Source organism: Tabrizicola sp. (assembly GCF_041913445.1).
GTDB lineage: Bacteria > Pseudomonadota > Alphaproteobacteria > Rhodobacterales > Rhodobacteraceae > Tabrizicola.
Genome location: NZ_JAYSFG010000019.1, coordinates 1 through 13,354 on the forward strand (window position 1 = coordinate 1; position 13,354 = coordinate 13,354).

Here is a 13,354-nt window from a genome sequence, read left to right on the forward strand (position 1 = left end):
TCCTTTTCCCGACGGTCGAAGAGGAGCTGTCCTTTGGCCTCGCGCAGCAGGGTGTGCCGCAAGCCGAAGCCCGGGACCGCGCGCGGGAGCTGCTTGCGGCAGAGGGGCGCGCCCACTGGGCCGAGGCTCCGGTCTCGACGCTCAGCCAGGGGCAGCGCCATTACCTATGCCTTCTCGCGATCCTGCTGATGCAGCCACGGACAATCCTGCTGGATGAGCCGCTGGCGGGCCTCGACCTGCCCACTCAGGCGCGGCTTGCGCGGCGGTTCGCCGGGTTGCCGCAGCGGCTGGTGACCATCACGCATGATCCGGCGGTGCTGGAGGCGGCAGACCGGGTCCTGTGGCTGGAAGCGGGTCGGGTCGTCGCCGATGGCCCGCCCGCCGCGGTACTGCCCGCCTTCACCGCCGAGATGGCCCGGATCGGAGAGCACGATGCTGACGCTGACCTCGCCGGTTAGGACCTGGGCGCATCCCTTGCCAGCCGGAGGGAAACTTGCAGCCCTGGCGGTGGCAACGACGGCGCTGTTCCTGGTGGACGCGCCCTGGGTGCTGACAGCCGCCGGCGCGGCAGTCGCGGGGCTTTATCTTTCGGCGGGACCAGGCTTTGCGCGGACCGGCCTGCGGCAGCTCTCGCCGCTTTGGCCCTTCGTGGTGATCGTCGGGCTTTGGCACTTCTGGACCGGGGACGTCGCGGACGGAGTGGCGATCCTGCTTCGGATGGTGACCGCAGTGGCGCTGGCGAACTTCGTCACCATGACCACGCGGCTGTCGGACATGCTGGCGGTGTTCGAGCGTCTGGCGCGGCCGATTTCACCCATCCTGCCGCCAAGGAGACTGGCCCTGGCCTTCGCGCTGGTAATCCGGTTCATCCCGGTGATGCTGGACCGGATGGCGCTGATCCGGCAGTCGTGGTCGGCGCGGTCTCCCCGCAGCCCGCGCTGGCGGGTGATGGTCCCGGCAACGCTGGCAGCCCTCGAGGACGCGGATCGGGTGGCCGAGGCCTTGCGGGCGCGGGGCGGGGCGGGGTAAGGGGTCTGACCGACGGAGGACCCCATGGAACGCAGCCTGACCCACATCGCCCTGTTCGCCGCGCTGATCGCGGTCCTTGGACTGGTTCCGAAGATCGATCTTGCCGCCGGGGTGCCGATCACCGCGCAGTCGCTGGGGATCATGCTTTGCGGCACGGTGCTGGGCGCCAAGCGCGGTGCGCTGGCGGTGCTGTTGTTCCTCGCGCTGGTTGCTGCCGGCCTGCCGCTCCTGTCGGGCGGACGCGGCGGGATCGGCGTCTTTGCGGGTCCCTCGGTCGGCTTCCTCGTGGGCTTCCCCGTCGCCGCCTTCGTCGCGGGCTGGGTGATGGAGCGGACGACGCTTTCCCCCGCCGTCGCTGCCACTGCTGCCTCGGTCATCGGCGGGATCGGGGTCATGTACGTCTTCGGGATCATCGGCATGTCGGTGATGCTGGACAAGACGCTGTCGGAGGCGGCCTTCCTGTCCTTCGCCTTCCTGCCGGGCGATGTGGTTAAGGCCGTGATCGCGGGCCTCGTGACGCAAAGCCTGTCGCGGATGCGCCCGGCCTCGCTCTTGTCACGCGCCTGAGGCTTCCACCAGAAGCGCCGTCCCGATCCCCCCCGCCGCCGCGATGGCGGCGAGGCCCCTGCCCTGCTTCAACCCGTGGAAAAGCCGCACGCCAAGTATCGCGCCTGACGCCCCGATCGGGTGCCCGCGTGCAAGCCCGCCGCCGCTGGGGTTGACGATCTGCGGATCAAGCCCCGCGCCATCGATCACGGCAAGCGCCTGGACGGCATAGGCCTCCATGACCTCGGCCTGTGACAGCGGCTCGCCCCCCCAGATGCGCCGGATCGCGGCGACGGGGGCGAGGCCCGGTTCCTCGGGCCTGCAGCCCAGCGTGGCACCGGCGAGGAGCGCGAGGCCCCTGCCCTTTGCGACGCGGTCGCTGACGACAAGGCAGACGGCGGCCGCGTCAGCGGCAACGGCAGCGGTGGCGGTGGTGATGCTGCCCGTCAGGACCGGGGCCTTGGCGAGAAGCCTTGGGCCAAGGTCGCGCGGGAAGGTGTCGCGGGTCACACCGTTCAGCGGGACGATCTCGGCCGAGAGGTCGGCGGCAAGCGCCTTGGCGTGGCTTTGGGCCGCCCAGGCCTCCTGGCGGTCGCGGGGGATATGCAGGCGGCGGGCCAGCGCCTCGGCCGCTTCGGCCATGTCGGGGTCGCGGTCGGGCCAGGGGGTGAACGGCGCCTGGTCATAGGGCTGCGGCAGGCCGCCGTCCGGGTCGGTGGCAAGGCGCAAGGGCCGGCGGGAGTAGCTTTCCACGCCCCCGGCCAGGACGACCTCGGCGGCCCCGGAGTCGACCAGGGCCTTCGCCAGCAGGATCGCGTCCAAGCCCCCCGCGCATTGCCGGTCGGTGGTGAGGCCGGCGACGGTTTCTGGCAGGCCCGCGGCCAAAGCAGTTCGGCGGGCGGGGTTGCCTCCCGCGCCGAGGGCGTTCGAGAGGATGACTTCGTCGACCTGGGCCGGGTCGACACCCGCGTCGGCAAGGCAGGCTTGCAGGACGGGGGCGGCGAGATCCTCGATCCTGAGGCGCGCAAACGCCCCGCCCCGCGGAACCACGGCGGTGCGGCGGGCGGCAATCAGGCGAGCCAAAGCGTTGCCTCCAGCGCCTTGAGGTCGGTCTTGCCGGAGGGGAGCACCGGCCAATCCTCGCGCCAGATCAGGGCCTTGGGGGATTTGAGCGGGCCGAGTTGCTGGCGGAGGGTGGTGAGGATGGCGGCCTCTTGTGCGGGGTCGCCTTGCAGGATGGCGATCAGGGCGTGGCCGCGTTTTGCGTCTGGGACGGGCAGGACGGCAGCGCGGGTGATGCCGGGAAGGCTGTGGAGGAAAGCCTCGATCTCTTCGGGAAAGACGTTCTGGTCGGCCACGGTGACCATCCGCCCGGCGCGGCCTTTCAGGATGAGGAAGCCGTCCTGCATCTCGCCGATCTCGCCCACGGAAAGCCAGCCGTCGCGCCAGCGGGTGGTGGGGGAGCCTCCGGCGGGGATATTTGGACAAAGATGAAAGGCGTAGCCGAGGAAGAGGTAGGGGCTCTGGACCCAGACCTCGCCACCGGAGTCGAGGTGGAGGTCGACGCCGGGATAGGGGCGGCCGACGGAATCCTGGGGTGTGGTCTCGTCGGCAAGGGTGATGAAACTTGTCTCGGCGGCGCCGTAGAACTCGCGGATCTGGGCGTTGGGGGCGAGGGTGGCGAGGGCGGTGCGGAGCGCGGGGTCAAGCTTGGAGCCGCCGACGAGGATCAGTCGCAGGTCCGGAAGCGCGCCGGGCCCGAGGAGCAGGCGCAGTTGGGCCGGCGTGGCGTAGAGGTGGGTGATCTTCCGGTCGCTGAGCGCGGTGCGCTGGCGGTCGGGGCGGAGGTCGGCAAGGAGGTGGACCTCGGCGCCGAGGTGCAGGCCCTCGATCGCGCCGTAAAGCGAAAGCGAGTGGATCAGGCGGCCAAGGGTGGCCATGCGCGCGCCCGGGCCGATGCCGAGGTCCGCATTGACCGCGAAGCTCGCGGTCCAGGAGGCTTGCGTCCGCCGGATGCGGCGCGGTTGACCCGTGGAGCCGGAGGTCAGGGTTTCCAGGATCGGCTGCTCGTGCGGGTCGGGTGGCGGCAACTCGTTCGCGCCGATCCGGAAGGCCGGGCGGCCGATGGCGGCAGCGAGTCCCTGAGGGGTGTCGGGGAAGGTGGTGCCTTCTGGCGACCGGGCGCTCTCTCGCAGGATTTCCGTCCCCGTGCTGTCGAACAGCCGGGCCTCCGGGTGCCAGCGGAAGCTTTCGCTCATGCCTTCAGAAGCGAGGCGATCCGGCGCAGCGCCAGGAGATAGCCCTCGGTCCCGCAGCCGACGATCACCCCGTCCGCGCGGTGGCTGATGTAGGAATGGTGCCGGAAGGGCTCGCGCTTGTGGATCTGCGAGATGTGCACTTCCATCACGATCCCGTCGAAGGCGTTCAGCGCATCAAGGATCGCGACCGACGTGTGCGAATAGGCGCCAGGGTTGATGATGATCGCGGCCGAGGTCCCCCGCGCCTCCTGGATCCAGTCGACCAGCTGGCCTTCGTGGTTGGAATGCAGCGCCTTCAGGGCAAGGCCCAACTCCTCGGCCAGATCGGAAACCTTGTCTGCCACATCCTCCAGTGTCTCGCGCCCATAGATCTCGGGCTGGCGGAGGCCAAGGAGGTTGAGGTTCGGGCCGTTCAGAAGGGTAACGAGCTTGGGCATGGCGGCGTCCGGTCAGGGTCCGCGCGAGATTAGCCGATATGTCCGGGGCGGCAACGGCCAAAAAGATGGCGGCTTTCCGGGGCCCTGCCCAAGGACAGGTCGGAAAGCCGCCCAGGGAGACCACGGTCACCCAAAAGGGCCGATGTCAGGCCACTTTCTCCAGCACCACCTCGGGCTTGATGCCAAGGGCATGGACCACTTCCCGGGTCAGGTGCGGGCGGTTCAGGGTGTAGAAATGCAGATCCTCGACCCCGCCCTGGATCAGGCGGTCGCAGAGCTGGGTGCACTGGGTCAGCGCCAGGAGGTCCTCGCGTCCGTCGCGCGCGGCGGTGGCGAAGGCCTCGTCCAGCCGGGCGGGGACCGAAGTGCCGCAGCGGCGGGCGAATTTCTTCGCCCCTTCCCAGGAGGTGATCGGCAGGATGCCCGGGATGATCGGCGCGGTGATCCCGGCCTTCACGCAGGCATCGCGGAAGCGGAAGAAGGTGTCGGCCTCGAAGAAGAATTGGGTGATCGCGCTGGAGGCACCCGCATCGATCTTGCGCTTGAGCCAGGTCACGTCGGCGCTACTGTCGGCGGCGTCCGGGTGCGGCTCGGGGTAAGCGCCCACGCGAATCTTGAACTTGCCGGTTTTCGCCAGCTTCTCGACCAGTTCGACCGAGTTCGCGAACCCCAGCGGGTGCGGGACGAAGCGCTGCGCGCCCTTTGGGGCGTCACCGCGGAGCGCAACGATTTCCGTGACGCCGGCCGCCGCATAGGCTTCGGCGATGGCCAGCGTCTCGGTCTGGGTGGCATCGACGCAAGTCAGGTGCGCCGCGACCTTCAGGCCATAGTTGCGGTGGATGGTCGAGACGGCCTCATGCGTCAGCGTCCGGGTCGTGCCGCCCGCGCCATAGGTGACCGAGACGAATTCGGGCTGCATGGGGGCGAGCGCCTGCACCGTCTCCCACAGGCGGAACGAGGCGTCCAGCGACTGCGGCGGGAAGAATTCGAAGCTGATGCGGGGGCTGGGCATGGTCGTCTCCTTGATTGCACCCCTTGTCGCAGATTCAGGGATGTGAGACCAATTCATAATACTCACCATCTTGATGAGGTTCGTTCATGTATATCGAGCTGCGCCACCTGCGCACGATCCGCGCCATCCAGCAGGCCGGGGGCCTCGCCCGCGCCGCCGACATGCTGAACATGACGCAGTCGGCGCTTTCCCATCAGGTGAAGGGGCTGGAGGACCAGGCCGGGATGGAACTGTTTGTCAGGCGGTCCAAGCCGATGCGGCTGTCGGCGGCGGGGGTGCGGATGCTGCGCGCGGCGGAACGGATCCTGCCCGAGATCGACGCAATGGAGGAAGAGTTCCGCGCCCTTCGCGCCGGGCGCACGGGCCGCCTTCACATCGCCATCGAATGCCACGCCTGTTTTGACTGGCTGTTCCCAGTGCTGGAGATGTTCCGCCACGCCTGGCCGGAGATCGACGTGGACATCCGGGCGGGTCTGGCCTTCGAGGCGCTGCCGGCGCTGAACCGCGAAGATGTGGACCTGGTGATCTCGTCCGACCGCGAGCCGCCGCCGGGGATCGTGTTCAACCCGCTTTTCGACTATCACCCGACCTTCGTCGGATCGTCGCAGAACCCCTTGGCATCCAAGGATTTCATTACCGCCGAAGATTTCCGCGACCAGGTGCTGATCACCTACCCGGTCAGCCGGGACAAGCTGGATGTGTTCACGGAAATCCTCACGCCCGCCAAGGTAGAACCCCGCGCCCAACGCACGGCGGAACTGACGGCGGTGATCCTGATGCTGGTCGGGTCGAACCGGGGGGTGGCGGTGCTTCCCGACTGGGTGATGCGCGAGGTGAAGACCAACGCGGATTACATCACGCGGCCCCTGGGGCCGGAGGTGGTGACGAAGCGGATGTATGCCGCGACGCGCGAGGAGGATGCGGCCAAGCCCTATATCGCGCATTTCCTGCGGCTCGCACGGTCCGAGCCGGTGAAGCTGCAGCGCGGGTGATCGGCCGGGGCCGGAATTTTTGAGAATTCCGGTTCGGAGCCTTCAAAGGCTCCGGTCCGATTTCTTCGAAGAAATCGGCGTCAGGCCCGGATCGTGTCCGCCATCGCCTTGAAGAGCGAATCGTTCGCGGCGATCAGCGCGCCGTCCAAGGGGTCGGTGCCTTCGCGCAGGCCCTCGACCAGTCCGCCGGCTTCCTTCACCAGCAGCACCCCGGCCGCGACGTCCCAGGCGGAAAGCTCACGCTCCCAGTATCCGTCGAAGCGGCCCGCCGCGACATAGGCGAGGTCCAGGGATGCTGCCCCCCAGCGGCGGACGCCGGCACAGGCCGGCATCAGGCGGCCGAGGTCCTTCAGCATCGCCGGCAGCGTGGATTTCGCGCCGAACGGCACGCCGGTGGCAAAGACCGCCTCATGCATCGCCCGGCGGGCCGAGACGCGGAGGCGGCGGTTGTCGTTCAGCCAGCAGCCCGCGCCCTTCTCGGCCCAGAACATCTCGTCCTTGGCCGGGTCGTAGACGACGCCCGAGACGATCTCGCCCTTGTGCTCCAAAGCGATCGAGACGGCCCAATGCGGCATGCCGTGAAGGAAGTTGGTGGTCCCGTCCAAGGGATCGACGATCCAGCGCCGGGTCGGGTCGGCACCCGCCGCGCCGCCGGTTTCCTCGCCCAGCCAACCATAGGTCGGGCGGGCGCCCATCAGCTCTTCCTTGATCAGCCGCTCCGCCTCACGGTCGGCCTTGGACACGAAATCGCCCGGCCCCTTGGTCGAGACCTGCAGGTTTTCGACCTCGCGGAAGTCCTTGACGAGGCTGCGGCCCGCCTTGCGCGCAGCCTTGATCATCAGGTTGAGGTTGGCCGAGCCCTGCATGTATCCGCTCCACGTCGTTCCAAGCCCGGCGCTATAGCGGGTCGGGCGCTGGAAAGGAAGGGGGCCGGACGGGGCCTACTGGACGATCACCACACGCATGTTCTCCATGCCCTCGGCCTTGACCATCTCGAACAGGATCTTCGCGTTGTCGGGGTGCAGCCTTACGCAGCCATGGCTGGCGGGCTGGCCCAGGCGCTTGATCTGGTCGGTGCCGTGGATGGCGTAGTTGCCGTCGTAGAAGATCGCGAAGGGCATCGGTGCGTTGTTGTAGCGCTTGGACCGGTGGTGCCGCGACAGGAACTCGGGCGAATAGGTCCCAGGCGGGGTGATCTTCCCGGCCTTGGCCGTCGACACCGGCCAGGTAAAGAGAAGCCTGCCCTCGTGATAGACTTTCATCAGCTGCGAGGTGATGGAAACATGGGCCACGATACGCTCGGCCAGGGCAACGCCGGGCATGAGGATCAGGGCCAGGAAAAGCGCGGCAAAATGGCGGCGCATGGCGACCTCCGAATGCGTCGATGAATACATCCGGAAGAATTCCCGGACCCCACCATCAGTCAATGAAAAACCGGCGGATTTCGGGTCGGGATTTCCACATCTTTGACGTTATCCGGGCCAACCGCCCGACGCCCCTCCGCGCATGAGGCCGATCATCGGGCCCTCCAGCTCGCGCAGAAGCTTGCGGCGAAGTGTCTGGGGATAATCCTCCTGCCGGGGCGCGAGTTCCACAAACGCCCCGGGGCCGCGTATCACCTCGCCCGCGTAGTAGTCGAGGATGTCCGATTCATGCTCGCCCACGGCAAGGCCATTGACGGTGATCCCGGTGAAATCCTCGCGCTCATAGGTGCGCGCGACCGAGATGCCGTCGTTGTTGCGCCCGTCGCCCGCCACGTCGATGACCCGGCGGTCGCAGTCCGGCGCGTCGCCCATCAGGTCAAGCCCGTAACTCAGCGCATCGCCCAGCGCGGTGGCCAGCGGCGCGGCGGGGCGCGGGGTGCGGCGGACCTCCCAGATGGCGGCGTCCAACGCCTCGGGGCTGTCGAGGATCACCCAATCCTGCACCAGGTCCTGATAGCCCCGGCCCGACCAGTAATAGATTGCCAGCGCCACATGCCCCTCGGGCCCGAAGATCGCGGCGCGGACGTCCCGATCCTGCAGCGCGCCGGCCAGCCCCTCGGTCTGGATCACGTAATCCTGCGAATCGATGGACCGCGAGACATCGACCGCCAGGGCCAGCGCAAGGCGGCAGTCGGCCCCGGCGGGCGTGGCAAGGCAGGTGGCGCAGAGGACAAGGCGCAGCATCGGCGGACCTCCCCACGCGCGATCCTACGTCGGGACTGCCGGCGCGCAAAGAGCTCAGCGCTTGCGGCGGACGAGGGGGATGTTCGACCGGGCGGCCTCGAACTGGGTTTCGGGATGTGGTGGATGGCCCTCGGTCTTTTGCCAGAAGGCCTGCGCGCCGCGCCGCAGCCAGACGGGCAGCGCCAGGACCAGCCCCGCGACGAAGCCGCCGACATGCGCCCAATAGGCGACGCCGCCCGCATCGCCGGGGATCGAAACGCCCGAGAAGATCTGGATCGCCAGCCAGATGCCCAGGACGATCCATGCCGGAATCGCGAAGATCCGGAAGAAGATGACGAAGATGAACAGGACGTCGACCTTGGCCTTCGGGAACAGCAGGAGATACCCCCCCATCACCCCCGCGATGGCCCCCGACGCGCCGACCATCGGGATCACCGACCCCGGGTCCGGCAGCGCCTGCGCCAGCCCCGCGGCGATGCCCGCCGCAAGGTAGAAGACCAGAAAGCCCAGATGCCCCATCTCCTCTTCCAGGTTGTCGCCGTAAATCCACAGGAACAGCATGTTGCCCGCCAGGTGGAACCAGCCGCCGTGCAGAAACATCGAGGTGAAGATCGTCTCCAGCCCGTCTCCGGACAGGAACCGGGCAGGGATCAGGCCCCAGGTCCAGAAGAACTCGCCCAGCTGGTATTCGGACAGGGTCGTGAAATAGCCCAGGAACACCAGCACATTGATCGCGATCAGCGCGAAGGTGACGTAGGGCGTCTGGCCGGACGGGTTGTGGTCGCGGATCGGAAACATGCGGTCAGCCTTTCCGATCCGCGGGTTGCGGTCAAGCGTCGGCCACGGCGGCCAGAAGCTGCGCGTTGCCGCCCGATGCGGTGGTGTCGATGCACAGATGCCGCTCAAGATGCACATGGCCCGCGTCGGGCGCGGCGATCAGCGGCAGGATCGGGCCTTGGCGCCCTGCCAGTGCCTGGGCGTAGGGGCGGCCCGCCTCGGCCTCTCCCCACCAGAGCGCGCCGGAGAAGCCTTGCAGGTCCTTCAGCGCACCGGGTGACAGGCCGGGGGCTTCCACCGCGTGACCGCCAAGCTTGCGGATGGCTTCGGCCTGCTGCAGCGCGGTGGCCCGGCCGGGGCCGAGGCAGAGGAGCGGCGCACGGGGGGTCATCGTCAGCCGGTTCGACTCGCCGGTGGGGCCGGGCATGTCCTCGGCCTGCGGGGCAGTCGCCGCAAAGGGGGCGGAAAGGGCCTTGGCGACCTGGGCCGCCGTCGTCGTCGCATCGTCCGGCTGCGCCGCAGGGGTCGGAGCCAAGGTGAACCGCGCAAGGTAGTGCGGCCCGCCGGCCTTCGGTCCGGTGCCCGACAGCCCCTCGCCGCCGAAGGGTTGCGACCCCACGACCGCGCCGATCTGGTTGCGGTTGACGTAGGTGTTGCCGACGCGGATGCCGTCGACGATGTGCTGGACCCGGTCGTCGATGCGGGAGTGGAGGCCGAAGGTCAGGCCATAGCCGGTGGCGTTGATCGACGCGATGACCCTGTCTATTTCGGAGGCCTTGAAGGTGGCAATGTGCAGGACCGGACCGAAGATCTCGCGCGGCATGTCCTGGATGCCATTCACCGACAGGACCGTGGGGGCGATGAAAGTCCCCTGCCCCGGCGCTCTCAGCTCTTTCAGCACCCGCCCCTCGGTCCTTGCTGCATCGACATAAGCGCGGATGCCGGCCTGGGCCTCGGCGTCGATGACCGGGCCGATGTCCGTGGCAAGGTGCCAGGGATCGCCCAGCGACAAATCCTCCATCGCGCCGAAGAGCATCTCGGTGACGGTATGCGCCACGTCCTCCTGCACATAGAGACAGCGGAGCGCCGAACAGCGCTGACCGGCGGACTGGAAGGACGACGCAATGATGTCGCGGACGGCCTGTTCCGGGAGCGCGGTGCTGTCGACCAGCATGGCGTTCAGCCCCCCGGTCTCTGCGATCAGCGGGGCGGTGGGGTCAAGGTGGTCGGCCATGGACCGACGGATAGCCTGCGCCGTTTCGGTGGACCCGGTAAAGGCCACGCCGTTCACGCGCGGGTCGCGGGTGATGGCAGCGCCGATCTGCCCGTCGCCGGGGAGGAGTTGCAGCGCGTTCGCGGGCACTCCGGCCGCCAGCAGGTGATCGACGGCGACACAGGCGATCAGCGGAGTCTGCTCGGCGGGTTTCGCAAGGACGGCGTTTCCGGCGGCAAGCGCGGCACCGATCTGGCCGCAGAAGATGGCGAGCGGGAAGTTCCAGGGGGAGATGCAGGCGAAGACACCGCGCGCCGGGTGTGGTTGGGCGGTCTGGGAGGCATAGTAGCGCAGGAAGTCCACCGCCTCGCGCAGTTCGGCGACGGCATCGGACAGGGTCTTCCCGGCCTCGCGGGCGAGGAGGGCGAAGATGCGGCCGAAGTCCTGCTCCATCCGGTCGGCGGCGCGGTTCAAAACCGTGGCGCGTTCCTGAGGGGCGGCAGACCAGGGTTCGGCGAGGCGCAGCGCAGTGTTCACATCCGGCAGGCCCGCCGTGGTGACATGGCCTACCAGCGCTCCGGTTGCGGGGTTCAGGACCGCCAGTTGCGGGCCGCCGACGACGCGACCGGCCAGGCGGGGGGCGGCGTCGATCCGGGCCTCGGCAAAGGGCGTGCGGGCGGCCTCGATGGCCGCAAGGTCGGCGGCATCGGTCAGGTCCCAGCCTTGGGAGTTCTTCCGTGCCCCGAACAGCGCCGGGCCAGTCCTGAGCGCCGGGCTGGGGATCGCGATCAGGCCCTCGACCACCGTCAACGGACAGGCCGCGACGGTTTCCGGCGCGACGTCTTCATCGACGATCTGGTTCACGAAGCTGGAATTCGCGCCGTTCTCCAACAGGCGGCGGACGAGGTAGGCCAGCAGGTCCCGGTGCGCCCCCACCGGCGCATAGATGCGGCAGCGGGTGCCGTTGTCAGTGAGGACAATGTCATGCAGCCGCTCACCCATCCCGTGCAGGCGCTGGAATTCGTAGTCCATCGGCGTCAGGCCCTGGTCCCCCGCCATATGCAGGATCGCGGCGACGGTATGGGCGTTGTGGGTGGCGAACTGGGGATAGATGCGGTCGGTCAGGGACAGAAGCTTCCGGGCATTGGCAATATAGCTGACGTCCGTGGACTGCTTGCGGGTGAAGACCGGGAAGCTCTCCAGCCCCATCACCTGCGCCCGCTTCACTTCGGCATCCCAATAGGCGCCCTTGACCAGCCGCACCATGATCTTGCGGTCAAGCCTTGTGGCCAGCGCATGGAGCCAGTCGATCACCGCTCCCGCACGGCGTCCGTAGGCCTGGACCACGACCCCGAACCCGTCCCAGCCCTTCAGCGCGGGGTCCGACAGCGTGGCCTCGATCACCTCCAGCGACAGGGCGAGGCGGTCGGCCTCTTCGGCGTCGATGTTGAACCCCAGTCCCGCAGCCTTGGCCAGCGTCGCAAGCGCCCGGACACGGGGGACCAGCTCCTCCATCACGCGGTCCCGCTTCGCCACCTCATAGCGCGGGTGCAGCGCCGAGAGCTTCACCGAGATGCCGGGGTTGGTGCGGATGTCGTTACCCTTGGCGGCCCGCGCAATGGCGGTGATCGCGCGGGAATAGGCCAGGTGATAGCGGCGTGCGTCACCTTCCGTGCGCGCGGCCTCGCCCAGCATGTCGTAGCTGTAGGTATAGCCCTTGGCCTCCAGCTCCTCGGCCCGGTCCATCGCCTTGTCGATGGTTTCGCCCAGCACGAAGTTACGGCCCATCTCCTTCATCGCGCGCGAAACGGCCGTCCGGATCACCGGCTCGCCCAGCCGCCGCACTGCGCCCCGCAGCGTGCCGACGATCCCGCCCTCACGGTCGTCCAGCACCTTCCCGGTCAGCATCAGCGCCCAGGTCGAGGCGTTCACCAGGCTGGAGGCCGACTTCCCCAGATGCCGCCCCCAGTCGGATGGAGCGATCTTGTCCTCGATCAGCGCATCCATCGTCTCGGCGTCCGGCACGCGCAGGAGCGCCTCGGCCAGGCACATCAGGGCAATGCCTTCGTCGGTGGAAAGGCCGTATTCGGCCAGGAAGACCTCCATCAGCCCGGGCCGCGAACTCGCCCGGATGCGCTTCACAAGGTCCGCTCCCTGCGCCACGATGGCGGCCCGCGCCGGGGCGTCCAGCGCTGCCTCGGCCACCAGACGCTGGACCAGCGCGGTCTCATCGGTCAGCGTGCCGGTGGTGATGACGGACCAGGCGGCGGGGGCGGTCGGTTTATTCATGGCAGGCACCTTTCTTTCCGCCCAGAATAACCGGAAAATCGCAGGCTGTTCTCCTGAAGATCGTGCTATATGCGGGCGGGAAGCAATGCAAAGCGGGGAAATCAAATGCCGAACGACCGGGTCGATCTTGACCGCTTCGACCTAGCCATTCTGCGGGTTCTGCAGACTCAGGGACGGATCGCTGCAGTCGAGCTGGCCCGCAGGATCGGCCTGTCGAAATCCCCCACCCAAGCGCGGATGAAACGGCTGGAGGAGATGGGGATCATCACCGGCTACCGCGCGATCCTGGACCCGATCAAGATGGGCCAGGCGCATGTGGCCTTCGTGGAGGTGCGGCTTTCCGACACGCGCGAGGCGGCCTTGACCGCGTTCAACAAGGCGGTGCTGACGGTGCCCGAGGTCGAACAGTGCCACATGATGGCCTCGTCTTTCGACTACCTGTTGAAAGTTCGCACCTCGGACATCCAGTCCTACCGTCGGGTCCTGGGCGAGGTGATCAGCGCGCTGCCCCATGTCGCCTCGACCTCGACCTATGTGGCGATGGAGGCGGTGAAGGATGTCTTCTGACGTAGGATGGGCGCGCCGCCCCCTGCGCTGGCCCTTGCCCGACTCACGTCCCGCAAGCAGTCTGGC

The 13,354-nt window shown here is 68.1% G+C and carries 14 protein-coding genes; 5 read left to right on the forward strand and 9 right to left on the reverse strand.

All coding sequences use genetic code 11. The features are described 5' to 3' along the window. The 3 genes from ACE3Q6_RS17450 to ACE3Q6_RS17460 all read left to right on the forward strand — a co-directional run. Window positions 1–458: AAA family ATPase (locus ACE3Q6_RS17450; RefSeq protein ID WP_374435223.1), on the forward strand; the 458-nt coding region annotated here is incomplete at its 5' end. After that, window positions 433–1,029: an energy-coupling factor transporter transmembrane protein EcfT gene (locus tag ACE3Q6_RS17455; RefSeq protein WP_374435225.1), complete on the forward strand. Its 597-nt coding sequence runs from the start codon at window positions 433–435 to the stop codon at window positions 1,027–1,029. The genes ACE3Q6_RS17450 and ACE3Q6_RS17455, both read left to right, overlap by 26 nt. A gap of 24 nt (window positions 1,030–1,053) precedes the next feature. Continuing rightward, a complete protein-coding gene (locus tag ACE3Q6_RS17460) occupies window positions 1,054–1,596 on the forward strand; it encodes a biotin transporter BioY (RefSeq protein ID WP_374435227.1) in 543 nt (180 codons plus the stop codon). On the opposite strand, the gene ACE3Q6_RS17465 is transcribed toward ACE3Q6_RS17460, so the two are convergent. From ACE3Q6_RS17465 to metF, 4 genes are all read right to left on the reverse strand, one after another. Then, window positions 1,585–2,658 (reverse strand): thiolase family protein, encoded by a 1,074-nt coding sequence (locus ACE3Q6_RS17465; protein ID WP_374435229.1) that lies wholly within the window; start codon window positions 2,656–2,658, stop codon window positions 1,585–1,587. The two genes, ACE3Q6_RS17460 and ACE3Q6_RS17465, sit on opposite strands and share 12 nt — an antisense overlap. Continuing rightward, a complete protein-coding gene (locus ACE3Q6_RS17470; RefSeq protein ID WP_374435231.1) occupies window positions 2,646–3,833 on the reverse strand; it encodes an AMP-binding protein in 1,188 nt (395 codons plus the stop codon). The genes ACE3Q6_RS17465 and ACE3Q6_RS17470 overlap by 13 nt, the downstream gene beginning before the upstream one ends. Continuing rightward, window positions 3,830–4,270, reverse strand: a complete 441-nt coding sequence (gene aroQ / locus ACE3Q6_RS17475) for a type II 3-dehydroquinate dehydratase (RefSeq protein WP_374435233.1) — start codon at window positions 4,268–4,270, stop codon at window positions 3,830–3,832. Before aroQ ends, ACE3Q6_RS17470 begins: the two co-directional genes overlap by 4 nt. Window positions 4,271–4,415: 145 nt before the next feature. Beyond that, a complete protein-coding gene (metF, locus tag ACE3Q6_RS17480; RefSeq protein WP_374435235.1) occupies window positions 4,416–5,282 on the reverse strand; it encodes a methylenetetrahydrofolate reductase [NAD(P)H] in 867 nt (288 codons plus the stop codon). 86 nt (window positions 5,283–5,368) lie between these two features. On the opposite strand from metF, the gene ACE3Q6_RS17485 reads away from it, so the two are divergent. Beyond that, complete coding sequence (locus tag ACE3Q6_RS17485) at window positions 5,369–6,274, forward strand: LysR substrate-binding domain-containing protein (protein ID WP_374435237.1); 906 nt, start codon at window positions 5,369–5,371, stop codon at window positions 6,272–6,274. 80 nt (window positions 6,275–6,354) lie between these two features. On the opposite strand, the gene ACE3Q6_RS17490 is transcribed toward ACE3Q6_RS17485, so the two are convergent. The 5 genes from ACE3Q6_RS17490 to putA all read right to left on the reverse strand — a co-directional run bounded on the left by ACE3Q6_RS17490 (window position 6,355) and on the right by putA (window position 12,721). Then, window positions 6,355–7,140: an inositol monophosphatase family protein gene (locus tag ACE3Q6_RS17490; RefSeq protein WP_374435239.1), complete on the reverse strand. Its 786-nt coding sequence runs from the start codon at window positions 7,138–7,140 to the stop codon at window positions 6,355–6,357. A gap of 75 nt (window positions 7,141–7,215) precedes the next feature. Next, window positions 7,216–7,638 (reverse strand): L,D-transpeptidase, encoded by a 423-nt coding sequence (locus ACE3Q6_RS17495; RefSeq protein ID WP_374435241.1) that lies wholly within the window; start codon window positions 7,636–7,638, stop codon window positions 7,216–7,218. A 108-nt stretch (window positions 7,639–7,746) separates the two neighbouring features. Further along, the gene (locus ACE3Q6_RS17500) at window positions 7,747–8,442 is read right to left on the reverse strand and encodes a DUF1194 domain-containing protein (protein WP_374435244.1); all 696 of its coding nucleotides are present in this window, start codon (window positions 8,440–8,442) and stop codon (window positions 7,747–7,749) included. 54 nt (window positions 8,443–8,496) lie between these two features. Then, window positions 8,497–9,240 carry a rhomboid family intramembrane serine protease gene (locus tag ACE3Q6_RS17505; RefSeq protein WP_374435246.1) on the reverse strand — a complete coding sequence of 248 codons (744 nt, stop codon included), beginning with the start codon at window positions 9,238–9,240 and terminating at the stop codon, window positions 8,497–8,499. 31 nt (window positions 9,241–9,271) lie between these two features. Further along, entirely contained in the window at window positions 9,272–12,721 is a 3,450-nt protein-coding gene (gene putA, locus ACE3Q6_RS17510) for a bifunctional proline dehydrogenase/L-glutamate gamma-semialdehyde dehydrogenase PutA (protein ID WP_374435249.1), read from the reverse strand. Between the two features lie 105 nt (window positions 12,722–12,826). On the opposite strand from putA, the gene ACE3Q6_RS17515 reads away from it, so the two are divergent. Next, complete coding sequence (locus tag ACE3Q6_RS17515; RefSeq protein WP_374435251.1) at window positions 12,827–13,288, forward strand: Lrp/AsnC family transcriptional regulator; 462 nt, start codon at window positions 12,827–12,829, stop codon at window positions 13,286–13,288. The last annotated feature ends 66 nt before the right edge of the window (window positions 13,289–13,354 follow it).